Here is a 22325-nt window from a genome sequence, read left to right as displayed (position 1 = left end):
CGAGCCGCCGCCAGCCGACACCCGGGCACCGTGACCGCCAGCCGGACGGCACCCTATCCACTGGTCGCAAACCGCTGCCCTGACCGATGTCGGTCAGGGCAGCAGCGGGGTGCCGCCGGTTGCATGTGGGGATCTCCCGACTTCGCCATCGGCTGGGCCCGGCTCACCGTCACCTGCGCGCGGTGGCGCAAGCAGCCGCTGGATCGACCCCGCACTCCGCGCGGGCCCGCAAAGCACGACAACAAAATCAGGGACGCACGTTGCGGGCTTTCGTCCCAGGCACGGCGATCGGGCTCAGCTGCTGAGCAACCGGTTGAAGAAGGAGCGATACTGCTGGAGTGCCAGCCGCAGGTCCTCGGTCTGCACCTCACCCCCACTGTTCCACTGCTGCTCCAGGCCTCGCTTGTGGTCCGAGAAAGAGGCAGCCAGGCGCTGCATGAGGTCAGCGACCAATACATCCGCCGAGCGCACCGCTTCCTGGGGATCGTCGACGAACTTACTCTGGATCTCCTGCCAGCGGGACCTGAGCTCATTCTCGTCCTCTGGGGCGAACAGCGGCTCCTCACCAGCGCCCTGGGTGCGCTCGCTCGGCTGTTCTGCGGTCTCTCCTTCCCCAAGGGTTCCGCCCTCGTCGGCGGTCTCCCGACCGCCGGGCTCCCCCGTCTCCGCCGGTCCGGCTTCCTCCTCGGTGCCCACATCGGCAAGTCCACCGGTGGCCTCGCCCGGGTACACCGGCCTGTCCTCCGCCGTTTCCGTCTCCTCGCGGTCCTGGCCCACAGGTTCCTTTTGCGCCTCGGGGGAACGGGCCAGATCCTCGGTGGTCAGGCGCTCTTCGTCATTCCCGGCGCTGCCTTCGTACTTCATCTGCTTCGTTCGCTTTCATGGTATTGGTAGCCATCGTCGCTCTTACGCGCTTCGGACGCTGTCTCACCTCCGGCCGCTGGCCGACCCGCGATGACCGTCACCGAGCAAGTCATCGAAGAGCGCGCGATAATGCACCATCGCGCCGCGGAGCTCCTCGGTGGTCACGTCGTGGTCACGGAGGTGCTCGTTCACCGCGTGGGCGGCCCGGAAGTGCTCCAGCGTGCGTCCATGCTCCACGGACAGGTCCCGGACCTTCTGCTCGTAGCCCTCCGTTGGGTATCCGCGCTCATGCATGAGCACGGTGACGAGCCGGTCGGCCTGCTGCACCGCCTCGCCTGGCCGGTCCACGAACTGCCGCTGGACCTGTGTCCAGTCCTCGGCATACCGGTCCCGCATCGCGTCCGGAAGCGGCTTGATATCAAGTTGGTCGTGGCGCTGCTCGCGGGCATGCAGCTCCCGCTCAGCGGCGAACCTGCTCTTTGAGCGCTGGACGGTCCGGTCGTATTCGGGTCCGAAGCGTTCCTGGAGCCGGCGGCGCTGGATGAGGTACCACGTTGCAATGGCCAACAGAATGAGAACAACCGCGATGGGAACGATAATCGCAATAAGCGTTCCTGTGGACATCGGGTCCTCCCTGAGGGGCTTGATGGCCAGCGGGTGCCCGGAATCGGCAACTCAAAACTCGGTCACGGTGTCAAGACTGCCTGCTCCGCCGTTCTGTCGAAGTCGCAGCGGTGGCATCAGGGCGCGTGGGCTCTGGGAGGGGGCCGTGGCCGCGCGGCGGACGGCGTCCTGGTTTCGGGTGCTCGGGGGTGCCGGCAATGAAGCAGTGGTTGCCCGCCAGGAGCGTCTCCAAGGCGGCGGGGACCGGTCATTCGACCACCGGTCATGACCGCGGGCTACGGCGTGCGCCGCGGCAGCGAAGGGGGTGGTTTCGACGCGGGCGGCGGGGCAAGCTCGAAGGCGGACAGCCTTTCCTCACTGGGAGGGAGCCCGCTCATGTCCGAGCACAGCCCGACGAACACCGGCGACGTCATCGGGCCCGTCCTGCGGATCACCACGCTGGCGACCGACGAGGCCGTCGTCTGCCGCGTGGAAGGCAAGATCGACCAGGCCCAGCAAGCGAAGCTGGAGAACGCCCTCGCGCGCGCCGTCAGGGACCGCCCGCCCCAGCTGGTCGTCGATCTGGCCGGTGTCACCTTCTGTGACTCCTCCGGCCTGAACACCCTTCTCCAGACCCTCCAGGACACCACGCTGGCCGGCACCCGACTCGTCCTGGCAGCCCTCTCGCCGCAGATCCGCCGACTACTGGAGATCACCAGCACCGACGAACTGTTCACCATCCGTGACAGCGTCCACGCGGCACTCCACACCAGCCGCCCGCATCAGCGGAGCTGGCCATGAACATGCCGTCACGCTACGCGATCACCCTGCCTGGGGTCCCCGGCGGTCACGCCCCGCCGGAAGTCGTCATCGTCCACGCCACCGGCGAGACCACCCGAGACGGCCAGCCGGTGTTCGCGGACGCCGCCGGCACCTTCCGCGTCGAAATCGTGGCCGGAGTCGCCCGCCCGCTCGCCACCCCCGCAGATCCCGGCCAGCACACCTGCCTGCACGCCCAGCCCCTGCCCTGACCAACGGAGGGCACCCGACACGAGCCGGGCCCTATCGGGCTGGGGACCGTCAGCGACCTCGCTCGGAGGGCCCGGGACGACCAACCAGGTGGACGAGGGTGCGACTGCCGTCCAGCCGGGCGCGGGTCACCACGCCGCGCTGACACGTCTCGCCCTCCATCGCGCGCCGGGCGATCCGCTCGTCCGGGAGCTGGTCGACGATCTCGGTGTGGTGCCAGCCGTCGAGCCGCGTGACCTCCTCGACGCTCACGCCTTTCCACCGGGTGGGGCACCGACCCGCGGTCGTTCGGCAAGTCTGTCCGGGTCGAGTGCCCGCTGCGGTGATACTGCCCAGGACCTGGGCAACCCTGACGCTCTGCCACCCCGCTTCGCACCGGACGGGTTTCACACCGGCACTGGCGGGTTACCCGCGCACACGGGTCCCACCCCGGTGCCCCCGGGCCAGAACCGCGCTGTGGAGGAGTTGGGTGATGCAGGTTTCCGACTATGTGCTCGAGCGGCTGCGTGACTGGGAGGTCGAGTACGTCTTCGCCTACCCCGGTGACGGCATCAACGGGCTGCTGGCCGCCTGGGGTCGTGCCGAGGACCGGCCCCGGTTCATCCAGGCGAGGCACGAGGAGATGGCCGCCTTCCAGGCCGTCGGGTACGCCAAGTTCTCCGGGCGCACCGGAGTGTGCGCCGCCACCTCCGGCCCGGGCGCGATCCACCTCCTCAATGGCCTGTACGACGCCAAGCTCGACCACGTCCCGGTGGTCGCGATCGTCGGGCAGACCGACCGCAGTGCCATGGGCGGCTCCTACCAGCAGGAAGTCGACCTCGTGACCCTGTACAAGGACGTGGCCTCGGAGTTCTGCGAGATGGTCACCGTCCCCGCCCAGCTGCCCAATGTCCTCGACCGGGCCATGCGCATCGCCGCGACCCGGCACACGGTCACTGCGGTGATCATCCCTGCCGACGTACAGGAACTCGACTACGAGCCGCCGACGCACGCCTTCAAGCAGGTCCCCTCCAGCCTCGGCATCCCGCACTACGCCCCCGTCCCCACCGACGAGGATCTGGCGAAGGCGGCGGAGATCCTGAACGCCGGCGAGAAGGTGGCGATGCTGATCGGGCAGGGCGCCCGGCACGCCCGCGCCGAGGTCGAGCAGGTCGCCGACCTGCTCGGCGCCGGCGTGGCGAAGGCACTGCTCGGCAAGGACGCGCTGCCCGACACCCTGCCGTACGTGACCGGCTCGATCGGCCTACTCGGCACCCGGGCCTCCTACGAGATGATGCGCGACTGCGACACCCTCCTCGTGGTGGGCTCCAGCTTCCCCTACACCCAGTTCCTGCCCGAGTTCGACCAGGCGCGGGCGGTGCAGATCGACCTCGACCCGTCCATGGTGGGCCTGCGCTACCCGTTCGAGGTCAACCTCGTCGGCGACGCCGCCGAGGCGCTGCGCCGTCTGATCCGGCTGCTGGAGCGCAAGGCGGACGGCAGCTGGCGCAAGACGGTGGAGGACAACTCGGCGCGCTGGTGGGAGGTCATGCAGCGCCGCGCCGAGGTCACCGCGGACCCGGTCAATCCGGAGTACGTCGTCCACGCGCTGGACGCGCTGCTCCCCGAGAACGCGATCGTGGCCGCGGACTCCGGCTCGGCCGCCAACTGGTATGCCCGCCACCTGCGCTTGCGCGACGGCATGCGCGGCTCCCTCTCCGGCACCCTCGCGACCATGGGGCCAGGGGTGCCGTACGTGATCGGCGCGAAGTTCGCCCACCCTGACCGGCCGGCGATCGCGATCGTCGGCGACGGCGCCATGCAGATGAACGGCCTCGCCGAACTGATCACCGCCGCCAAGTACTACCAGGAGTGGTCCGACCCACGCATGGTCGTGGCGGTGCTGAACAACCACGACCTGAACCAGGTCACCTGGGAGATGCGCGCCATGCAGGGCGCACCGCAGTTCGAGCCCTCGCAGAGCCTGCCCGACGTGCGCTATGCCGACATCGCCCGCACGTTCGGCTTGGGCGGGGTCCGGGTCGAGACGCCCGACCAGGTGGAGGCGGCGTGGCGTCAGGCGCTCGCCGCGGACCGGCCGTTCGTCATCGACTTCCGCACCGACCCCGCGGTGCCGCCCATCCCGCCCCACGCCACCTGGGACCAGATCAAGGCCGCCGCCTCAGCCGTTCTGCACGGCGACAGCGACCGGGCCTCCGTGGTCCAGCAGGGTGCGAAAGCCAAGATCCAGGATTTCCTGCCCGGCAGCGGGCGGAGCTGACCGATGCCCGACCGTCGGAAGGGAAACCTCGCCGGTCAGGAGGTGAACCTCGCCGCACTGGAGCGCGCGCTGCGCGCGGAGGTGGACGGCGAGGTCCGGTTCGACGCGGGCAGCCGCGGCGCGTACGCGACCGACGGCTCGAACTACCGCCAGGTCCCGCTCGGCGTAGTCGTGCCCCGCACGGTGGAGGCCGGAGCCGTCGCGGTCGCCGTGTGCGCCCGGTTCGCCGCCCCGGTGCTCTCGCGCGGCGGGGGCACCAGCCTCGGCGGGCAGTGCACCAACACCGCGGTGGTCATCGACTGGACCAAGTACTGCAACCGGCTGGTCTCGGTCGACTCGCAGGCACGGACCTGCGTGGTCGAACCGGGCATCGTCCTCGACGAGCTCAACCGCCGGCTCGCCCCGCACAGCCTCAAGTTCGGGCCGAAGCCCTCCACACACAGCCACTGCGCGTTGGGCGGGATGATCGGCAACAACAGCTGCGGCGCCTCCGCCCAGGCCTACGGCAAGACCGCCGACAACGTCCGCCGCCTGGAGGTCCTCACCTACGAGGGCGCCCGGTTCTGGGCCGGTCCCACGAGCGAGGAGGAGTACGCGCGGATCGTGGCCGCCGGCGGGCCGCAGGCACGCCTGTACCAGGGGCTGCGCGACCTCACCGCCCGCCACCTGGCGGAGATCCGCCGTGGCTATCCCAAGATCCCGCGCCGCGTCTCCGGCTACAACCTCGACGCCCTGCTGCCCGAGAACGGCTTCAACCTGGCCCGCGCCCTCGTCGGCAGCGAAGGCACCCTGGTGACCGTCCTGCACGCCGAACTGGAACTGGTCGACGTGCCCGCCGCCGAGGCGCTGCTCGTCCTCGGCTTCGACGACATCTACGCCGCCGCCGACGCCGTCCCCGCCCTGCTCGAACACAGCAGCCCCACACAGCTGGAGGCCGTCGACGGGCGCATGGCGCAGCTGATGCGCGAGGAGCACGCCTACCTGGAATCCCTGGAACGCCTGCCCGCGGGCGACAGCTGGCTGATGGTGCAGTTCACCGGCGACACGAAGGAGCAGGCCGACGCCCAGGCGTACGAGCTGCTGCGGGCGATCGGCCGGGACGAGGACGATGCGTCGGTGGCGCTGTCCGACGATCCCGCGCGCGAGCACGAGATGCTCAAGGCCCGCGAGGCGGGCCTGGGGGTGACCGCGCGGCCGCCGGACGGGTCCGAGACGTGGGAGGGCTGGGAGGACTCCGCGGTGGCCCCGGAGAAGCTGGGTGCCTACCTGCGCGACCTGGAGCGGCTGCTCGACCGCTACGGCTACCAGCAGGCTTCCCTGTACGGGCACTTCGGGCAGGGCTGCGTGCACACCCGCATCCCGTTCGCCCTGCGCGAGGGCAAGGGCATCGAGGCGTTCAGGGCGTTCCTGTTCGACGCCGCCGACCTGGTCGCCTCCTACGGCGGCTCGCTGTCGGGCGAGCACGGCGACGGGCAGGCCCGCGGCGAACTGCTGCCCCGCATGTTCACCCCCCAGCTCGTCGAGGCGATGGTCGAGGTCAAGGCACTGTTCGACCCGGGCAACCGGATGAACCCCGGCAAGGTCGTCCACCCCCACCGCGTCGATTCCGATCTGCGCCTGGGCGCCGACTGGCGCCCCGCACCCCAGCGGACGCACTTCGCCTTCGTCGACGACCGGCACGACTTCTCCCAGGCGGTGCTGCGCTGTGTGGGCATCGGCAACTGCCGCACCCGCCGGGGCGGAGTGATGTGTCCCTCCTACCGCGCCACCGGGGAGGAGGAACACTCCACCCGCGGCCGGGCCCGGCTGCTGTTCGAGATGCTCGGCGGCCACGATGACTCCCCGGTCACCGCCGGGTGGCGCTCCCCCGAGGTCCGTGACGCCCTCGACCTGTGCCTGGCCTGCAAGGGCTGCAAGTCCGACTGCCCGGTCGGCGTCGACATGGCCGCTTACAAGGCCGAGTTCCTCGCCCACCACTACGAGGGCCGGCTGCGCCCGGCCGCTCACTACGCGATGGGCTGGCTTCCCCTGTGGGCCCGACTGGCGCGCACGGCGCCGGGCCTGGCGAATGCCGCCCTACAGGCCCCCGGCCTGGGGCGTGTCGGGAAGATGCTCGCCGGCGTCGACCCGCGCCGCACCGCACCGCTGTTCGCCGACCGGTCGTTCCAGCAGGACTGGCGCCGCTCGGGCAGGCCGCAGCCGGATCCGCGCGATCCGCGCACCGTGCTGCTGTGGCCGGACACCTTCACCAACAACTTCCACCCGCACATCGCCCAGGCGGCCGTCCAGGTCCTCGAGGACGCCGGCTTCCAGGTCGCCGTCCCTGACGGGCCGGTGTGCTGCGGCCTGACCTGGATCTCCACCGGCCAGCTCGTCACCGCCCGCCGCGTCGTGCAGCGGAGCGCCCGGATCCTGCGACCGTGGCTGGAGGCCGGCACGCCGATCATCGGCCTCGAACCCTCCTGCACCGCGGTCTTCCGCGACGACGCCCCCGACCTGCTCGTCGGCGACCAGGACATCCGGCGCCTGGCCACACAGATGCGTACCTTCGCCGAGCAGCTCGTCCACCACGCCCCGGACGGCTGGCATCCCCCGCAAGCCGGCCGGGCGGCGACCGTGCAAACGCACTGCCACCAGCACGCCGTCCTCGGCACCGGTGCGGACCGCGAACTGATGCGCCGCGCCGGCATCGACTCCACCGTCCTCGACGAGGGCTGCTGCGGCCTGGCCGGGAACTTCGGCTTCGAACAAGGACACTACGACCTCTCCCAGGCCATCGCCGAACAGGGCGTCCTGCCCGCAGTACGCGACACCGCCCCCGACGCCCTCGTCCTGGCCGACGGCTTCAGCTGCCGCACCCAGATCGACCAGGCCGACACCGGACGGCAGGCCCTGCATCTGGCCGAGGCCCTCGCCCTGGCCCTGGCCGGAGAGCTGCCCGGCGACCACCCCGAGCAAACGGTCCCCCGCCCGCAGCCTCATCCCGCAGCAGCCCGCCTGCTGAGCGCAGGCGTCGCCGGCGCCGCGGCAGGCCTGGCCGCGGGAGGAGTGCTCGCGGCCCGCCACCGCCGCCACACCCGGAGGGCGACACGATGAGATCCCTGCACAAGCGACTGCACCGCGAGGCCCGCGCCTACAGCGGCGATGACGACCGCCCCCTCGCCTCCTACGCCGGTCTCATGGGCCTCTACGCCACCGCCACCGCCGGCGTCGCCGCTGCCGCCCGGGCCACCGGCCGTGCACTGCCCGATCCGACCCCGTGGGACGTCACGCTCACCGCGCTGGCCACGCACCAGCTGTCCCGCCTGATCGCCAAGGATCCGGTCACCAGTCCGCTGCGCGCACCGTTCACCCGTTTCGAAGGCACCACCGGGCCAGCCGAACTGGCGGAGGACGTACGCGGCACCGGCGCCCGCAAAGCGGTCGGCGAGCTGGTGACCTGCCCGTTCTGCACCGGCCTGTGGGTCGCCACCGCCTGCACCGCCGGGTCGGTCTTCGCGCCGCGCGCCACCAGACTCGTCACCGCCACACTCGCCGCCCTGGCGGCGGCCGACTTCCTGCAGTTCGCCCGCACGGCGGCCCAACACGCAGCTGACGACGCGTCATGACAGCCGATGCCGCCGTGACCGTCGAGGACCTGCGCGCGCAGGTCCTCGAATTCCCCACCGACGCCCCGGAGGCCGACGGCACACTCGCCTGGGAATCGACCACCATGGTCCTGGTCCACGCCCGCAGCGGGGACACCGCCGGCCTGGGCTGGACCTACGGAGCTCCCGCCACCGCCCAGGTGATCACCGGTCAGCTGCGCGATCTCGTCGTCGGCCGTCCGGCCTTCGACATCCCGGCCGCCAACGAGGCGATGAGCCGCGCCGTGCGCAACACCGGCCGCCCCGGCCTGGTCGCCGGCGCCATCTCCGCCGTCGACATCGCCCTGTGGGACCTCAAGGCCCGCCTCCTCGACATGCCGCTGATCGACCTGCTCGGCGCCGCCCGGCGCGAGGTGCCCGTCTACGGTAGCGGCGGTTTCACCACCTACGACCACCGCCAGCTGGCCGACCAGCTGCGGGGCTGGGCCGGGCAGGGTTTCACCCGCTTCAAGATCAAGATCGGTGAGGGGTGGGGCACCCGGGAACGGCGGGACCTGGAGCGTACCGAGCAGGCCCGACAGCTGATCGGCGACGACGCCGATCTCTACGTGGACGCCAACGGCGCCTACACCCGTAGGCAGGCCGTCCGCCTCGCACGCTCGCTCGCCAGGTGGGGGGTGAGCTGGTTCGAGGAGCCCGTCTCCTCCGACGACCTGGCCGGTCTCGCCCTCGTCCGCGACGCGGTCACTGCCGACGTCGCGGCCGGCGAGTACGGCTACGACCTGCCCTACTTCGCCCGCATGGTCCCAGTCGTGGACTGCCTGCAGGCCGATGCCACCCGCTGCGGCGGCATCACCGTGTGGCTGCGCGCCGCCGCCCTCGCCCAGGCCCACAATCTCCAGCTGTCGGGGCACTGCGCCCCGCACGCCCACGCCCATGCCGCCGCCGCGGTGCCGAACCTGCGCCACCTGGAGTGGTTCCACGACCACGTCCGCATCGAGCACCTGCTGTTCGACGGCGCCCTCAGCCCCGACGGAGGCATCCTGCGCCCGGGACAGGAAGGCCGGCCCGGCCTCGGGCTGAGCCTGCGCAGCAAGGTTGCCGAGCGATTCCGTGCCCCGGGCTGACGCGGACCGGCGTGTCCTGGAGCGGGCTCGCGCCGTACGGCAACGGACGACCCGAAGGGGTCCGTAGGTCGTACCGAGGCCGCGGGCGCTGCGGGGCGGGACGCTTGACCACCCTGATCCCGGTCATCTCCGGCACCTCCCTGACCACCGGGCGTGTGCCCGCCCGGGACCGCTTCCACGCCTGCCACCGACCGTCCGTCGCCTTCACGGGAGATGAGCCGTTGACCGCCCCCACCACAGGCCCGCCCGCTCCCCATGTCCTGCGCGACTACGCGCTGCTCGCCGACGGCTAGCGCGGAGCCCTGGTGGGGCCGCGGGGCGACATCGCGTGGATGTGCGCACCCGGCTGGGACGGCGACGCCGTCTTCGCCGCCCTGATCGGCGGTGACGGCTGGTACACCGTCGCCCCCACCCAGTCGTACGTGTGGGGCGGCTACTACGAACCGGGCAGCCTGATCTGGCGCAGCCGGTGGACTACCACCGGCGGCATCGTCGAGTGCCGCGAGGCCCTCGCCTACCCCGGGGACGCGCACCGGGCGGTGGTGCTGCGCAGGATCACGGCCGTCGACGGCGACGCCGACCTCGACGTGCAGCTGAACCCCGCCGCAGGCTTCGGCGCGCACCCGCTGCGGAAGATCAGGCGCGACGAGGCCGGCGACTGGACGGCGCGGGCCAACGATCTGCACGTGCGCCTGCGGGGTTGCCCCGACGCCCGGGCCGACGGCTCGCTGTTGCGCAGCCGTGTGCGTGTGGAGGCTGGCAGGTCTCGCGACCTGGTGCTGGAGGTCTCCGACCGGCCGCTGCCGAGCCCCGAGCCGGCCGGAGCGCTGTGGCGGTCCACCGAGGCCGAGTGGGAGGCGCGTGTCCCCGGCCTGCACGGCGTGCTGGGGCAGCGGGACGCCCGGCACGCCTACGCGGTCCTCACGGGCCTGACCGGCCTTGGCGGCGGGACGGTCGCCGCGGCCACCACCAGCCTTCCGGAGCGAGCGGAGCAGGGCCGCAACTACGACTACCGGTACGTGTGGATCCGCGATCAGGCCTACATCGGCCAGGCCGCCGCCGCGAACGGCCTGCGCCCGCTGCTCGCGGACTCGCTGCGGTTCGTCACCGCCCGCCTCCTCGACCACGGCCCCGACCTCGCCCCCGCCTACACCACCGCGGGCGGCCCGATTCCCGACCCGCGGACGCTGGACCTTCCCGGCTACCCGGGCGGCTTCGACGTCATCGGCAACCGAGTCAACCGCCAGTTCCAGCTCGACGTGTTCGGCGAGAGCCTGCTGCTGCTCGCCGCCGGCGCCCGCCACGACATGCTGGACGCGGACGGCTGGCGTGCCGCCCAGATCGCCGCCGACGCGATCACCACCCGCCACTGCGACAACGACGCCGGGATCTGGGAACTCCATCCGGACCGGTGGGCGCACAGCCGGCTGACCTGCGCGGCTGGGCTACGCGCCATCGCCATCGCCCACCCCGCGACCGGCCGAGGCATCGTGGCCCGCTGGGAGGCCCTCGCCGACCGACTCATCGCCGACACCGCCGCCGACTGCCTGCACCCCAGCGGCCGCTGGCAACGCTCACCCACCGATCCGGGAGTGGACGCCGCACTACTGCTGCCCGCCGTACGCGGCGCCCTGCCCGCAGACGACCCGCGCACCCGCGCCACCCTGGACGCCGTCCTGACCGACCTCGCCCAGGACCACTACTGCTACCGCTTCCGCCACGACCGCCGCCCCCTGCAGGACGCCGAGGGCGCGTTCCTGCTGTGCGGATTCCTGGTCGCCCTCGCCCACCACCAGCAGGGCAACCACCTCGAGGCGGTGCGCTGGTTCGAGCGCAACCGCGCCGCCTGCGGACCGCCGGGCCTGTACGCCGAGGAGTTCGACGTCGCCCAGCGCCAGCTGCGCGGCAACCTGCCCCAGGCCTTCGTCCACGCCCTTCTTTTGGAAGCCGCCACCGCGCTGGCCCGCGCCCGGTAACCAAGGCGCCGCGCTACCGCCCGGCTGTGTCGCCCGCTGGCAGACCACCACGGCGGCATGACACCACGACGACCGCGGCGCAGCCGCAGCCGCTCCCGAGGCGAACGGGCTCGATGCAGCCGGGCGGGAAGCGGAGGAGCGGCGCCGTGCCGCCACTTCGGTGAGTGCGGCTGGGGTCGACCCACCCGCGCCGACGCGGCGAATGCCCTGCTGCCAGGCGTGCGGTGAGCGCGCTGTCGGTGCCGGCGGCACCGTGATCATCGTGCACCGCCACTCGCCGACTCACCCGCGATGGGGGCTCGGCGCTCGCGCCCGACGCCCCAGGGCGACGGTGCCCGCCCCGAGCCTCTGGCCGGAAACGGCGGCGAACGCCGTGGCGGGTCGGCGACGGCATGTCGTGATCGGGTGTTGCGCTGCCGGTGTCGCCAGACGACGATGAGATGACCTTCCTCGACTGGTGCTGGGAGGGGCCCTGTGATGCGACGACATCGGCGAACGAATCGACAGCGCCGCACGTCCGCGGCCGTGGGCGGCATGTCCCTGGCGGCCGGCCAGCTCACGGTCCACTGCGAGCCGCGGCCGGACGGACACGCCACGGTCCACCTGGCCGGGGAGATCGACGTGAACGTGGCCGCCGAACTGATGGACGCCCTCGTACGCACCGCCCGTGGCTTCCCGGCCGGGGTGGAGGTCGACCTGTCCGAGGTGGCGTTCTGCGACTGCACCGGCCTGGCCGCGCTGATCCATGCCTGCAAGCGGACCCGCCGCGACGCGCCCGGCCTGGCGGTCCGTACCGACACCGCCGTGCCGCGTGTCGCCCGGCTCCTCACCCTGACCCGCACCCGTCGTCTGCTGTCCGGCGACCGGGCACCTGGGGGCGTCGGCAGCAGCTGATGCCACCGGCCAGCGGCACCCGCCTGGATTTTCCGCGAGCCCTGAGCGCCCGCCGAGCCGGAGCCGTACCCGAGTCCGTCGGCGAACCAGGGCGCGGCAGTCCCGGCCAGATGGATGACGTATCGCGGACGGCAGGTGTGTGTCAGGGCAGCGCGGCGCTGTCGGCGTCCAGGAGCGCGAGGAGTGTGTCCCGGTGGAGGCAGGCGATGCCTTCGAGGAGGTCGGGATGGCGCAGCAGGGCTGCGGCTTCGCTGTCGCGGGGGCCGGGGACGGTCAGGCGGCGTAGGCCGCCGGCCTCGTCGCGGTGCTCGGTGCGCTCGAGCGCCTGGCGGGCGCGACCGCTCAGCGAGGGGTCGGCCAGGAGGCACGTCGCCCAGCTGACCACGGTCTCGTCGACCCAGGTACGCCACGCCATGCCCTCGTCGTCACCGAGGTCGGCCGCGGTGAGCCAGTCGAGCCGGCCGGTGCCGCCCGGGCCGAGGAGGTGGAGCAGCTGCACGTCCAGGGCGGTGGGGTGGCGCAGGTGGGCGGCGAGGGTGGCGGCCTGGCGGGCCTGGGCTTCGGCCAGAGCGTAGTTGAGTGCGCCCGGGGGCGGCGGGTAGGCGGCCAGAAGCCAGCGGGTGCAGGCGGCTATGACGGGTGTCAGATCGGCGGGCACGGCGGTCGGTCCCTCGGAAGCGTGCTCGCCTGCCCGGTGATCGGGTGCGCGAGCTGGTGCGCGGGGGCGACACTGCCACCGCTTCGTAGGCGACCAGTGTAGGCCGGGCCCGGCAGGGGTCGGCATGACCGGCGTCACGCCCGGTCCGTGCGGGCGGGGCCGGGCCGTCCGGGGCCTCCGATCGGGCCGCACGCTCCGTGGCCGAGCGGTACCAGGCAGGACTGCGGCCCTGCCTGGTACCGCTCGGTGAGAAGGTTCAGGACTTGCCGCGGCCGGTGACGAAGTCGCGGGCCCGGTCGACCAGGCCGACGCCCGGAGCGAGGAGCTTGCTGACCGTCGGAGTGCTGGGCGCGGAGGGGTGCGGGCGGGTGGGGGCCATGGACTTGGCGCGGCGGATCTTATCGCCGAGGTCGTCCAGCTGTTGCGGGGTGCAGGTGCGGCGCAGCATGGGGAAGAGGTTGTTCTCCTCGTCCTGGACGTGGGCGGCGACCTCGTCCATGAGCTGCTGCAGCAGCGGGCTCATCTGCGCGGTGTCGGTGTCCGTCTTCTCCAGCTGCTTGAGGATCTTCTCGATCCGGCCGTGGTCGGCGATCTCCTTGTCCGCGAGCCGGTCACCGCCCTGGATATGCTCGCGCACCGCCGGGTACAGGTACTGCTCCTCGGCGACCGAGTGCCGCACCAGCTCGATGGTGACCTCGTCCACCATGTCACGCAGCTGCTGGCCGCCTGCGGTCATCGCCTGGATACGGGCGAACATCTCCTCGACCTCGCGGTGGTCGGTCATCAGCTCGTCGATCACGTTCCGGCCGTGGCCCATCGCACATCCGCCTCTCGTCCTGTCGGGTCGGGTCCATCCCGCCCACCCCAGAGATATCCCTGTCCGGCGCACGGCGCCTGCTGAGCCCGCTGTGGCCTCACCCGATCGGCCCCGCCGCGCACGGCACAGCGGCAGTGTGTGCGTCGGAGCCCTGTGTCCGCCGCCTTCGGCGGGCCCGCAGTGTCCGGTCCGGGGCGGGATCCACGGGGTCGGCGGTCCGGGGCTGCGGGCCCCGGCAGGACCCACCTGGGCTCCGAGCCGGGTGGCCGTGCCGGTTTGCCCTTTCGCCCGGCGGGCAGCCGCTCCGGCGTCCCCCGCCGGGCGAACAGTTCTCGGCCGCCGGAAGCCGGTCCCGGGACGGGGAGCGCGACGGCTACGGCCGGCAGCTGATCTGGGGCCTGCTGGCCGCTGCCCTCGTCAGCCGATCGCGTTGGTGTCGGTGGTGGCCCGGTGCGGCCAGGGCCTCGGTGGCACGCTCGCGGCCTAGCGTGGTGGTCCGGTGCTGCGCGCGCCCGGCGCGGCCGTTCGGACTCCGGCCGCGCCGGGCGGCCGCTGGAAGAGCGACAGACTTCGGAGAGGAGCGGGATCCGGTGACCGAGTACGGCTACTTCCTGTCGTGTGAGGAGTTCACTCCGGCCGAGCTGATCGACCAGGCCCGGCGGGCTCAGCAGGCCGGGTTCACCCGGCTCGCGATCTCGGACCACTTCCATCCGTGGAACGACGCGCAGGGCAACAGCGCGTTCGTGTGGTCGATGATCGGCGCGCTGTCGCAGGCCGTCGACCTGCCGGTTACCACGCTGGTGACCTGTCCCACGATGCGCCTGCACCCCGCGGTCACCGCGCAGGCCGCCGCCACCTCCAGCGTGCTGCTCGGCGGGCGCTTCGCGCTCGGGGTCGGCACGGGTGAGGCGCTGAACGAGCACATCCACGGCGACCGGTGGCCGTCCTTCGAGGAACGCGCCGACATGCTGGAGGAGACGGTCGACGTGATGCGCAAGTTGTTCACCGGCGACCTGCTCAGGCACCGCGGACGGCACTACACCGTCGACAACGCCCGCCTCTACACCGCACCCGACGGTCCCCTGCCGATCCTCGTCTCCGCCTTCGGTCCGAAGGCCGCCAGGCTGGCCGGCCGGATCGGGGACGGGTTCGTCACCATGACCCCTGATGCGGACCTGGTGGGCGCCTTCCGTCACGGCGGCGGGGAGGGCAAGAAGGTGGTGGGCGGGGTGAAGGTGTGCTGGAGCAGCAACAGGGAGAAGGCCGTCGACGTGGTGCACCGGCTGTGGCCGACCGAGCTGCTGCCCGGTGAGCTCGCCCAGGTCCTGCCCACCCCGGCGCATTTCGAGCAGGCCAGCGAGCTGGTCACCCGCGACATGGTGGCCGACACGGTCACGTGCGGCGACGACGTGGAGGAGCACGTGGAGACGGTGCACGCCTATGCGCGGGCGGGCTTCGACGAGGTGTACGTCGGGCAGATCGGTCCGGATCAGGAGGTCTTCTTCGACGCCTACCGCGAGCTCGTGCTGCCCGCCCTCCAACGCTGACGGGGGTGCCGCCCAGGCGGGGCCGAGCCACCCCGACCGTCTCGCGGCCGAGGCAGGCGTGACGTTGGAGTGGAGGCGACAGCCAGGTCCGCCACCTCCTCCACGCCCGCCGCCTCGACGGGCCCGGGATGGAGGGTGAGCAGGGCACGCCGATCGGCGCCCAGACCCGCCAGGGGCGTCAGCGGAGCCGCGCGCATCGCGCCCGACGGTCCGACGGCGCGAACCAGCGCGGCACCCGCGGCGAGGTGACGATGCCGATGCCCGCGCCGACATCCGGAATCCCGTGCCAGGCGCGGCGGGCCGCTCGATGAAGCGCCGCTTGGCCTGGCGGCGGTCGGTCGCGGCCCGTAGCAGGCCGTAGAACTCGACGGTGACCGCGCCTGCGCCGGGCGCGTCGTCCACGCCGCCGCGGCTATCTGGGGCCGGACGCGTAGCGGGCCGGGTCGGCGAGTGCACTGCCGTCCAGGCCAGCGAGAAGCTCGGCCACCGTGGTGTGCACCTCGAGGGCGCCGGCCGCGCGCAGCACCCGCTCGCCGAAGCCGCCGGAGAGCACCGCGATACAGGGAACCTTGGCCTGGGTCGCGGCTTCCACGTCCCAGGGGGTGTCGCCGACGAACAGCGCCTGCTGCGGTCCGACGCCGGCCTTGTCGAGGGCGGCGTGGACGAGGTCGGGGGCGGGCTTGCTGGCGTCCACGTCGTCGGCGCTGGTCGCGGCGTCGATCACGTCGTCGGCGTCCAGGACGCGGCGCATCACCGCCAGGTCCCGCGCGGAGGCGGAGGAGGCCAGGACGATGCTCCAGCCGCGCCGCTTCAGCTCCCGCAGTAGATCGGCCGCACCGTCGAAGGCCCGCAGACCGGGCCACAGCCGAGCGAACAGCGCCTGGTGCGCCGCCCTGATCGCCTCGTCCTCACTACGGTCGCGGTCGTCACCGAGCACGTGGTCCAGGAGCTGGTCGCCACCCATGCCGATCCCGTCGTGGATGCGCGCCATCGCCGGGGTGTGGCCGAACTGGGCCAGCGCCTCGGTCCACGCGACGGTGTGCCAGTAGCTGGTATCCAGCAGGGTCCCGTCGACATCGAACAGCGCCCCGACCGGCATCAACCGCCTCCCTCGCTCAGGCCCGCATCATCCACCAGTCTTCGACGCTACAGCCCGGCACCCGGGCCTGCACGGATGGCCGGGCCCGATCGGCCCCGTTTGCCACCGCCCATCGGGGAAACCCGCACCGTATGACACTTCACAAACCCGCTGTGACACTTCACAAACCCGCTGCCCGGACCGTGGTGGTCACCGGGGCCAGCGGCGGCATCGGACGCGCCTGCGCGGTGGCGTTCGCCGCCCGCGGAGAGAACCTCGCGCTGATCGCCCGCGGCCGCGCCGGCCTCGATGCGGCGGTGCATGACGTGGAGCAGGCCGGCGCCGCCAAAGCGATCGCCATCCAGGCGGACGTCGCCGACCCGGACGCGGTGGAGGCCGCCGCCCAGCGGGTCGAGGACGAGCTCGGGCCGATCGACGTATGGGTCAACGACGCCTTCACCTCCGTCTTCGCCCCGTTCACCGAGATCACCCCTGAGGAGTTCCGGCGCGTCACCGAGGTCAGCTACCTCGGCTACGTCCACGCCACCCAGACAGCACTGCGCCGCATGCTCCCGCGCGACCGAGGCGTGATCGTGCAGGTCGGCTCCGCGATCGCCTACCGCGGCATCCCGCTGCAGAGCGCCTACAGCGGCGCCAAGCACGCCATCCAGGGCTTCAACGAGGCGCTGCGCTGCGAGCTGCTGGCCTCCGGCTGCCGGGTGCGCACCACGATGGTGCAGATGCCGGCCGTGAACACGCCGCAGTTCGACTGGGTTCGCTCCCGCCTTCCGAAACGGGCGCAGCCGGTGCCGCCGATCTATCAGCCAGAGGTCGCCGCCCGCGCCGTGCTGTACGCGGCCGATCACCCTCGCCGCCGGGAGTATTGGGTCGGCGCCAGCACGGTGGCGACCCTGATCGCCAACGCGATCGCCCCGGGCCTGCTGGACTGGTACCTGGCCCGTACCGGCTTCGCCTCCCAGCAGACCGATGAGCGGCGGCGTGCCAGTGCCCCGGACAACCTGTTCCAACCGGTGGACTCCTGGCAGGACTTCGGGGCACACGGCCGGTTCGACGATCGGGCCCGTGCCCGCAGTCTCCAGCAGCAGGCCGCCCACGGCCTCGGCGTCCTCGCGATCGGAATGCGGCGGGCAACCGGACGGGTGAGGGCGGGTTCGCCCACGGCCTCGGCTGGGTTCGTTTCACGGATGCGGGGTACACGCGCCGCGCGATCACAGCGACAGGAGTGATGACCATGCCTCGCGGATCGAGCCCGAAGCGGGAACGGCAGTACGAGCACATCAAGGACAGCGCGCTGGATCGCGGTGAGAGCGAGAAGCGGGCCAAGGAGATCGCCGCCCGCACGGTGAACAAGGAACGGGCCCGGCACGGGGAGTCGAAGACCGCAAGCCGCAGCTCGGTCAAGGACATCTCCTCTTCCAAGCGCGGCGGGCAGCGCTCCCACAGCGGCTCCCGGGGCCCCACCAAGGAGCAGCTCTACAGCGAAGCAAGAAGCGCGACATTCACGGCCGCTCGAAGATGAACAAGAAGGAACTCGAACACGCACTCGGTCGATAGGAGGCCAAACCGTGGGCACCGTTCCCGTGCCGCCCGACCCCGACGTCACCCCCGTCCCCACGCCCGAACCACCCACGCCCCCGGGGCCGCCGGAGCCCGTCGAGCCGCCCGGCCCGCCCGAGCCTGGGCGGCCCCGGCCGCCGGAGCCCCCGGACTGAACCCGATCCGGAGCCGGAGCGTGCGGACGGCGGCCGGTTATCCACGGCAGCGGACGCACCGCGCGGGCCACCGGGTCGAACAGGCCGCCGCCGCTTGGGACTCCGACCGCGACCCGCTTCGGGGTCGGCGAAGGTGTCCAGGGCGGTGCAGAGTGTCGCGGTGGTCTCCGGGTCCAGGGGCGCGCCGTTGCGTCGCCAGGTCTGCCACATCGCGGCGATGCCGCGCAGCATGGCGGTGACGGAGGCGGCCGGGACCACCAGCGCCGCCTCAGCTGACGGGCAGCCGCACGTCGCACGAGACCGTCTTACCCGGCCCCAGCGGGCGCCAGCCGTAGAGCGGAGGCGGCTGTACCGACGAGCTCCGTGCCCTGGCCATGTGTTCGCGTCTCTCTCCCCTCTTGGGCGTTCATGATCGTCCTATGGCTCGCGCATGGCAGCGTCAGTGTCCGAACAGGTGCCGGATCCGGCCGCTCCGCGAGGGCTGGACCGGTGCACCAACGGCCCGGTCGCCTTGTTGGGCGGCCCGTTCCTCCGGCCGCGCCGTCTCGCTGGCCTCCGGCGCCGCGGGTCGTGCGGACACCGGCGGCGGCATGGTTCCGGTCTTGCGGAAGGCCGTCGGTCGCGTGCCCACGAGCCGGGCCCGCCGGGCCAGCGATATCAGGGCCACGCCCAGGCAAAAGATCAGCGCGAGCGCCACACCGGACAGGAAGACGCCCAAGGTGTTGAGCGTCACCAGGTGGTTGCCCAGGATCGTCACCTGGTACTCGGGCCCGCCGGCGAGGTTGTCCGCGATCAGCAGCCCGACGAAGGCCCCGGATGCCGCCATCAGCAGGAGTCCTAGCAGCAACATGGTGGAGTCCTTTCTGTCCCGGTTCGGTCACCCCCCGCCGTCTCGCGCGTACCCGGACCGGTCCGCCCCTAACGCTGTCGCTCGCCGGAACGCTCGTCCGGCCTCGCGATCCTCCACTCGCTCGCGCAGCCGGGCCAGAACGGCTCTGAGCAGGCGGGAAACGTGCATCTGGGAGACGCCGGTCCGCGCGGCGATCTCCGTTTGTGTCCAGCCGTCCCAGAAGCGGAGCTTGAGCACCGTCTGTTCGCGCTCCGGCAGTTCCGCCAGCAGCGGGCGGACGGCGGTGCGGAAGTCGGCCAGCTCGATTCCGGGATCGCAGCCGCCGAGGCGGTCGAGCATCGCGCTGCCGGTCCCGCCGGTGTTCTGGTCGCGCAGCGCGTCCAGCGGGTTGGGCCGGTAGACGCGGCTGGCGACCAGTCCCCCGGTGGCCTGCACGACGGGTGAGGTGGGGTCCTCGGCCACCTCCTCGGGGTGTGGGAGGCGGCCGAGTTCTTGTTCCAGCCGGTCGGAGCCGCAGGCCACCGTCAGGTAGAGCTCTCCTACATGGTGCGCGGGACGCGGACGGGCCACGAGGTGTCGCGGAAGAACCGCTTGATCTCGCCGGCGATGATGGGGATGGCGCAGGTGACGAACTCGACGCCGCAGTCCGGGTCGTAGCCGTCGACGGCCTTGATCAGGCCGATGGTACCGACCTGGAGGATGTCGTCCATGTCCTCGGCGCGGTGCCGGAAGCGGGCCGCGATGAAGCGGACCAGCGGCATGTTGAGTTCGATGATCCTGCTGCGGACGTAGCTGTAGGCGTAGGTCTCGCGGGCGAGGCCGGCCAGGCGCTCGAACAGCGCGTCGCTGAGTTCGCGTGCCTCGGCCTTGCCCATCGCCCGCAGTTCGGCCTCGGTGAGGCGCGGCGGGAGATCGGACGGGAGGCCGGAGGGCGGGCCGACCGTCCACTCGGCACGGCCGACGGTTTCGAGTGGGGTGGACACTTGCTTCTCCTGGGCTCGGGTGAACGCCCGGCGTCATCGTGCGTCGCCGGCTTCTTCCCCTGGGACCTGTGCCCGGCTTCTTCAAGCGACGGTCCCGGTGGCACTCGATGAATGCGGAAGCAGCCTGTCGAAAGCGGCCGCTCCATCGGGGGTTTACCCGTCATCCGATACATGAATCAGATTTCAGGTGATTTGGGGTTTTCTCCGGGTACACGCGCCCGTGCAACGACCGCCGTGGGAGAAGGGAGGAGCGGTGGGGTCCAGCCCCAAGCGGGAGCGCCAGTACGAGCACATCAAGCACCCGGAACGGCGAGTCGAACACCACGAGCCAGACGTCGATGAAGGACAGGGTGTCCTCTGGTCGGCGCGGCGGGCAGCGCTGCCCGTACCAGGGCGCTCCCAGGGACCGACCCCTGACCAGCTGTACAACGAGGCCAAGCACCGCAATATCAAGGGCCGTTCGAAGATGAACAAGCGCGAGCTGGCGAATGCGCTCGGTCGCTGAGCGTGCTCTCCGCGCCTCCGATGAAGGTGCCACCATGACGATTCCGACACCCCCCGCCCCGGACACCGGGCCGATCCCGCACCCGAATCCCGCACCGCGGCCGGGCGAACCCAACCCGGCACCGCCGCCCATTCCTCCGTTCCCGTCTCCGGAGCCGTACCCGGATCCCGATCCGGCGCCGCCTCCGGAGCCGCGCCCCGGACAGCAGTGACCCGGCCGGCCGTCAGACCCGGCGGACGGGACAGTCCAGTGGGGACGGAACCTCCAGCCAGACCAGCTTCCCGTCCCCCAGAGTCGGGCGCGAGGCCGTGCGACTTCAGCGCCGATTCGAGATCGGGGTGGCTCCGCAGCAGGCTGTCGGCCCCGGTGATCGCGAGCAGCTGGGCCACGATCGGTCGCAGATCCACGGGTTCCAGCCGGATCCCGGCCGTCTCGGCGTCCAGGCGGGCGTGCAGGAGGAGGTCCCGTCCCGTCGAGTCGCAGAACCGCAGCTCCGCGAGATCGGCCACGATCCGCTCGGCGCCTTCTTCCACGAACCGGCTGAGCGCGGTGCGCAGTCCGTCCGCCGTGTCGTGCTCCAGCTCGCCCGCCACGGTGACGATCCGCACCACCCCTTCGTCCGCCACGGCGACACGCAGACCGCTGGCCCCGCTGTGCCGCTCGTCCGGATGGGGCTGCTCGGTTGGCCGCGGCATGGCACGCGCCCGGTCCGATCGGGACGGCGGGCGGCCATCCGGCCATCATCCCGCGCGGCACCGCGGACCGCGCGGACGACCGGAGCCTGCGGCGCTGTCCCGGGTGCGGCAGGGCACTCCGTCTGCTGGTCGTCCATAACGCGCGTTTGCCCACCCCCAGTGCGGCTACACGCACGGACGGAGCGGAAGGCGTCGCACAGACCGGCTCCCGGGTTCTCGTTGGTGGACTCCGCAGCGCGGTTGGTGTCCACCGGGTTGGTCCTTCCGGCGCTGGCGATCGGCTCCGCCCTGCTGCTCCTGCTCCAGGTCGCGACGGGATCGGCGGTCTCGGGCTGGATTGCCGACGCCGTCATGTTCTGGTTCGTGTCCTGCTGGCTGCTCCTGCCGGTCCAGCACCTGCGCCGGTACGACGGGCGAACCACCCAGCCGCCTGCCGGCCCCGGGCCGGGCCCCCGCCTAACGGGCTCGGGCGCCGAGCGGGCCAGGCCCACAACGAGCCCACGGTGTCCTGACGGACGTGCCTGGTGTGAAACCGCCCTTCCCGGGCAGACGCGGCGCGGGGCGGAGCCCGCCCCCTCGCACGAGAGGAGTACACCCCATGGGTACCGAGGACAAGCTGCGCAACGCCGCGGAGAAGGCCCACGGCAAGGCCAAGGAGGCCGCCGGGAAGGCCATGGGCGACCGGGTCGTCGAGGCCGAGGGCCGTGGCAAGCAGATCAAGAGCGACCTGAAGCAAGCCGCCGAGAAGGTCAAGGACGCCGGGAAGGACTGAACCGGCGGCCGGCGGCCGCCCCACGCGGCCGCCGGCCCGGCCGGACGGAGAGCCACCGTGAAGCCAGTGACCTGGCACGGACGCCCTGAGTACGACGCCACGGAGACAGCCCATCGACTGGAGCCGCAGGAGGCGACGGAGCCGGCCCAGGAGCTGGAGCCGCACGAGCCGCACGACTGAACCGGCCGGGCCGATCATCGGAGGTTTCGGCTCCGCCATCCGGCGAACGGGTGGTCCGGTACGGCGATCGCGCGTGCGGCGGCGTTGCGCGCGGTACGCGTCCGCCGACCGGGCGGTAGACCTGGGGCGCCCGCCACGGCGGCGGGTGCCCAGGACCTGTCCCAAGC

General features: G+C 72.1%; 22 protein-coding genes and 4 pseudogenes. 16 read left to right on the top strand and 10 right to left on the bottom strand.

The genetic code is table 11. From position 1 onward, the window contains the following. Positions 1-294 precede the first annotated feature (294 nt). Positions 295-864 carry a hypothetical protein gene (locus tag ACZ3UD_RS14345; protein WP_465586171.1) on the bottom strand — a complete coding sequence of 190 codons (570 nt, stop codon included), beginning with the start codon at positions 862-864 and terminating at the stop codon, positions 295-297. Between the two features lie 63 nt (positions 865-927). Beyond that, a complete protein-coding gene (locus tag ACZ3UD_RS14340) occupies positions 928-1488 on the bottom strand; it encodes a hypothetical protein (protein ID WP_465586170.1) in 561 nt (186 codons plus the stop codon). 375 nt (positions 1489-1863) lie between these two features. Between ACZ3UD_RS14340 and ACZ3UD_RS14335 the strand changes: the two genes are divergently transcribed. Both ACZ3UD_RS14335 and ACZ3UD_RS14330 read left to right on the top strand, forming a co-directional pair. After that, positions 1864-2268 carry an STAS domain-containing protein gene (locus tag ACZ3UD_RS14335; RefSeq protein WP_465586168.1) on the top strand — a complete coding sequence of 135 codons (405 nt, stop codon included), beginning with the start codon at positions 1864-1866 and terminating at the stop codon, positions 2266-2268. Then, positions 2265-2498, top strand: coding sequence for a DUF6296 family protein (locus tag ACZ3UD_RS14330; protein ID WP_465586167.1), 234 nt, complete (start codon positions 2265-2267; stop codon positions 2496-2498). The genes ACZ3UD_RS14335 and ACZ3UD_RS14330 overlap by 4 nt, the downstream gene beginning before the upstream one ends. 49 nt (positions 2499-2547) lie before the next feature. Here ACZ3UD_RS14330 and ACZ3UD_RS14325 read toward each other — a convergent pair whose 3' ends face one another. Then, on the bottom strand, positions 2548-2748 hold the full coding sequence (locus ACZ3UD_RS14325) for a hypothetical protein (RefSeq protein WP_465586165.1): 201 nt from the start codon (positions 2746-2748) through the stop codon (positions 2548-2550). A gap of 220 nt (positions 2749-2968) precedes the next feature. Here ACZ3UD_RS14325 and ACZ3UD_RS14320 point away from each other — a divergent pair, with 220 nt between their 5' ends. The 7 genes from ACZ3UD_RS14320 to ACZ3UD_RS14290 all read left to right on the top strand — a co-directional run bounded on the left by ACZ3UD_RS14320 (position 2969) and on the right by ACZ3UD_RS14290 (position 12340). Beyond that, positions 2969-4756 (top strand): thiamine pyrophosphate-requiring protein, encoded by a 1788-nt coding sequence (locus tag ACZ3UD_RS14320; protein ID WP_465586163.1) that lies wholly within the window; start codon positions 2969-2971, stop codon positions 4754-4756. 3 nt (positions 4757-4759) lie between these two features. After that, complete coding sequence (locus tag ACZ3UD_RS14315; RefSeq protein ID WP_465586161.1) at positions 4760-7852, top strand: FAD-binding and (Fe-S)-binding domain-containing protein; 3093 nt, start codon at positions 4760-4762, stop codon at positions 7850-7852. Then, positions 7849-8364 (top strand): DUF1360 domain-containing protein, encoded by a 516-nt coding sequence (locus tag ACZ3UD_RS14310; RefSeq protein WP_465586159.1) that lies wholly within the window; start codon positions 7849-7851, stop codon positions 8362-8364. Before ACZ3UD_RS14315 ends, ACZ3UD_RS14310 begins: the two co-directional genes overlap by 4 nt. Then, positions 8361-9470, top strand: coding sequence for an enolase C-terminal domain-like protein (locus ACZ3UD_RS14305; RefSeq protein WP_465586157.1), 1110 nt, complete (start codon positions 8361-8363; stop codon positions 9468-9470). Before ACZ3UD_RS14310 ends, ACZ3UD_RS14305 begins: the two co-directional genes overlap by 4 nt. 104 nt (positions 9471-9574) lie before the next feature. Continuing rightward, a complete protein-coding gene (locus tag ACZ3UD_RS14300) occupies positions 9575-9763 on the top strand; it encodes a hypothetical protein (protein ID WP_465586155.1) in 189 nt (62 codons plus the stop codon). Between the two features lie 39 nt (positions 9764-9802). Beyond that, positions 9803-11446: a glycoside hydrolase family 15 protein gene (locus tag ACZ3UD_RS14295; protein WP_465586154.1), complete on the top strand. Its 1644-nt coding sequence runs from the start codon at positions 9803-9805 to the stop codon at positions 11444-11446. 534 nt (positions 11447-11980) lie between these two features. Beyond that, positions 11981-12340, top strand: a complete 360-nt coding sequence (locus ACZ3UD_RS14290; RefSeq protein ID WP_465586328.1) for an STAS domain-containing protein — start codon at positions 11981-11983, stop codon at positions 12338-12340. A gap of 142 nt (positions 12341-12482) precedes the next feature. On the opposite strand, the gene ACZ3UD_RS14285 is transcribed toward ACZ3UD_RS14290, so the two are convergent. Beyond that, positions 12483-12998, bottom strand: coding sequence for a hypothetical protein (locus ACZ3UD_RS14285; RefSeq protein ID WP_465586152.1), 516 nt, complete (start codon positions 12996-12998; stop codon positions 12483-12485). A 256-nt stretch (positions 12999-13254) separates the two neighbouring features. Then, the gene (locus ACZ3UD_RS14280; RefSeq protein ID WP_465586151.1) at positions 13255-13815 is read right to left on the bottom strand and encodes a hemerythrin domain-containing protein; all 561 of its coding nucleotides are present in this window, start codon (positions 13813-13815) and stop codon (positions 13255-13257) included. Between the two features lie 590 nt (positions 13816-14405). Between ACZ3UD_RS14280 and ACZ3UD_RS14275 the strand changes: the two genes are divergently transcribed. Continuing rightward, positions 14406-15362, top strand: coding sequence for a TIGR03557 family F420-dependent LLM class oxidoreductase (locus ACZ3UD_RS14275; protein WP_465586150.1), 957 nt, complete (start codon positions 14406-14408; stop codon positions 15360-15362). A gap of 412 nt (positions 15363-15774) precedes the next feature. On the opposite strand, the gene ACZ3UD_RS14270 is transcribed toward ACZ3UD_RS14275, so the two are convergent. Continuing rightward, the gene (locus ACZ3UD_RS14270; RefSeq protein WP_465586148.1) at positions 15775-16461 is read right to left on the bottom strand and encodes an HAD family hydrolase; all 687 of its coding nucleotides are present in this window, start codon (positions 16459-16461) and stop codon (positions 15775-15777) included. A gap of 152 nt (positions 16462-16613) precedes the next feature. Here ACZ3UD_RS14270 and ACZ3UD_RS14265 point away from each other — a divergent pair, with 152 nt between their 5' ends. Further along, positions 16614-17687 (top strand): SDR family oxidoreductase, encoded by a 1074-nt coding sequence (locus ACZ3UD_RS14265; RefSeq protein ID WP_465586146.1) that lies wholly within the window; start codon positions 16614-16616, stop codon positions 17685-17687. Between the two features lie 5 nt (positions 17688-17692). Continuing rightward, a pseudogene (locus ACZ3UD_RS14260) lies at positions 17693-18015 on the top strand (plasmid stabilization protein). 597 nt (positions 18016-18612) lie between these two features. Here ACZ3UD_RS14260 and ACZ3UD_RS14255 read toward each other — a convergent pair. From ACZ3UD_RS14255 to ACZ3UD_RS14245, 3 genes are all read right to left on the bottom strand, one after another. Then, positions 18613-19023: a hypothetical protein gene (locus ACZ3UD_RS14255; RefSeq protein WP_465586145.1), complete on the bottom strand. Its 411-nt coding sequence runs from the start codon at positions 19021-19023 to the stop codon at positions 18613-18615. A gap of 27 nt (positions 19024-19050) precedes the next feature. After that, positions 19051-19485 carry a sigma-70 family RNA polymerase sigma factor gene (locus ACZ3UD_RS14250; RefSeq protein WP_465586143.1) on the bottom strand — a complete coding sequence of 145 codons (435 nt, stop codon included), beginning with the start codon at positions 19483-19485 and terminating at the stop codon, positions 19051-19053. 77 nt (positions 19486-19562) lie between these two features. Then, entirely contained in the window at positions 19563-20006 is a 444-nt protein-coding gene (locus ACZ3UD_RS14245; RefSeq protein WP_465586141.1) for a sigma-70 family RNA polymerase sigma factor, read from the bottom strand. A 253-nt stretch (positions 20007-20259) separates the two neighbouring features. On the opposite strand from ACZ3UD_RS14245, the pseudogene ACZ3UD_RS14240 reads away from it, so the two are divergent. Further along, positions 20260-20511, top strand: a pseudogene (locus tag ACZ3UD_RS14240) (plasmid stabilization protein). Between the two features lie 332 nt (positions 20512-20843). On the opposite strand, the pseudogene ACZ3UD_RS14235 reads toward ACZ3UD_RS14240, so the two are convergent. Beyond that, positions 20844-21206 (bottom strand): annotated as a pseudogene (locus ACZ3UD_RS14235) (STAS domain-containing protein); the annotation flags it as partial. On the opposite strand from ACZ3UD_RS14235, the pseudogene ACZ3UD_RS14230 reads away from it, so the two are divergent. The 3 genes and pseudogenes from ACZ3UD_RS14230 to ACZ3UD_RS14220 form a co-directional block, all read left to right on the top strand. After that, positions 21180-21581, top strand: a pseudogene (locus ACZ3UD_RS14230) (DUF6328 family protein); the annotation flags it as partial. The pseudogenes ACZ3UD_RS14235 and ACZ3UD_RS14230 sit on opposite strands and share 27 nt — an antisense overlap. A gap of 223 nt (positions 21582-21804) precedes the next feature. Then, positions 21805-21978 carry a CsbD family protein gene (locus tag ACZ3UD_RS14225; RefSeq protein WP_465586140.1) on the top strand — a complete coding sequence of 58 codons (174 nt, stop codon included), beginning with the start codon at positions 21805-21807 and terminating at the stop codon, positions 21976-21978. Positions 21979-22035: 57 nt separating this feature from the next. Beyond that, entirely contained in the window at positions 22036-22158 is a 123-nt protein-coding gene (locus ACZ3UD_RS14220; RefSeq protein WP_465586139.1) for a hypothetical protein, read from the top strand. The last annotated feature ends 167 nt before the right edge of the window (positions 22159-22325 follow it).

This window comes from Kitasatospora sp. NPDC023118 (assembly GCF_055560875.1).
The sequence above is the reverse complement of the archived record's forward strand: the minus strand, read 5'-3'. Positions and strand labels throughout refer to the sequence as shown.

Coding starts and splice junctions, on each gene's coding strand:
- ACZ3UD_RS14345 (WP_465586171.1), bottom strand. CDS start 864: ATGAAGTACGAAGGCAGCGCCGGGAATGACGAAGAGCGCCTGACCACC.
- ACZ3UD_RS14340 (WP_465586170.1), bottom strand. CDS start 1,488: ATGTCCACAGGAACGCTTATTGCGATTATCGTTCCCATCGCGGTTGTT.
- ACZ3UD_RS14335 (WP_465586168.1), top strand. CDS start 1,864: ATGTCCGAGCACAGCCCGACGAACACCGGCGACGTCATCGGGCCCGTC.
- ACZ3UD_RS14330 (WP_465586167.1), top strand. CDS start 2,265: ATGAACATGCCGTCACGCTACGCGATCACCCTGCCTGGGGTCCCCGGC.
- ACZ3UD_RS14320 (WP_465586163.1), top strand. CDS start 2,969: ATGCAGGTTTCCGACTATGTGCTCGAGCGGCTGCGTGACTGGGAGGTC.
- ACZ3UD_RS14315 (WP_465586161.1), top strand. CDS start 4,760: ATGCCCGACCGTCGGAAGGGAAACCTCGCCGGTCAGGAGGTGAACCTC.
- ACZ3UD_RS14310 (WP_465586159.1), top strand. CDS start 7,849: ATGAGATCCCTGCACAAGCGACTGCACCGCGAGGCCCGCGCCTACAGC.
- ACZ3UD_RS14305 (WP_465586157.1), top strand. CDS start 8,361: ATGACAGCCGATGCCGCCGTGACCGTCGAGGACCTGCGCGCGCAGGTC.
- ACZ3UD_RS14295 (WP_465586154.1), top strand. CDS start 9,803: ATGTGCGCACCCGGCTGGGACGGCGACGCCGTCTTCGCCGCCCTGATC.
- ACZ3UD_RS14290 (WP_465586328.1), top strand. CDS start 11,981: ATGTCCCTGGCGGCCGGCCAGCTCACGGTCCACTGCGAGCCGCGGCCG.
- ACZ3UD_RS14280 (WP_465586151.1), bottom strand. CDS start 13,815: ATGGGCCACGGCCGGAACGTGATCGACGAGCTGATGACCGACCACCGC.
- ACZ3UD_RS14270 (WP_465586148.1), bottom strand. CDS start 16,461: ATGCCGGTCGGGGCGCTGTTCGATGTCGACGGGACCCTGCTGGATACC.
- ACZ3UD_RS14255 (WP_465586145.1), bottom strand. CDS start 19,023: ATGTTGCTGCTAGGACTCCTGCTGATGGCGGCATCCGGGGCCTTCGTC.
- ACZ3UD_RS14225 (WP_465586140.1), top strand. CDS start 21,805: ATGGGTACCGAGGACAAGCTGCGCAACGCCGCGGAGAAGGCCCACGGC.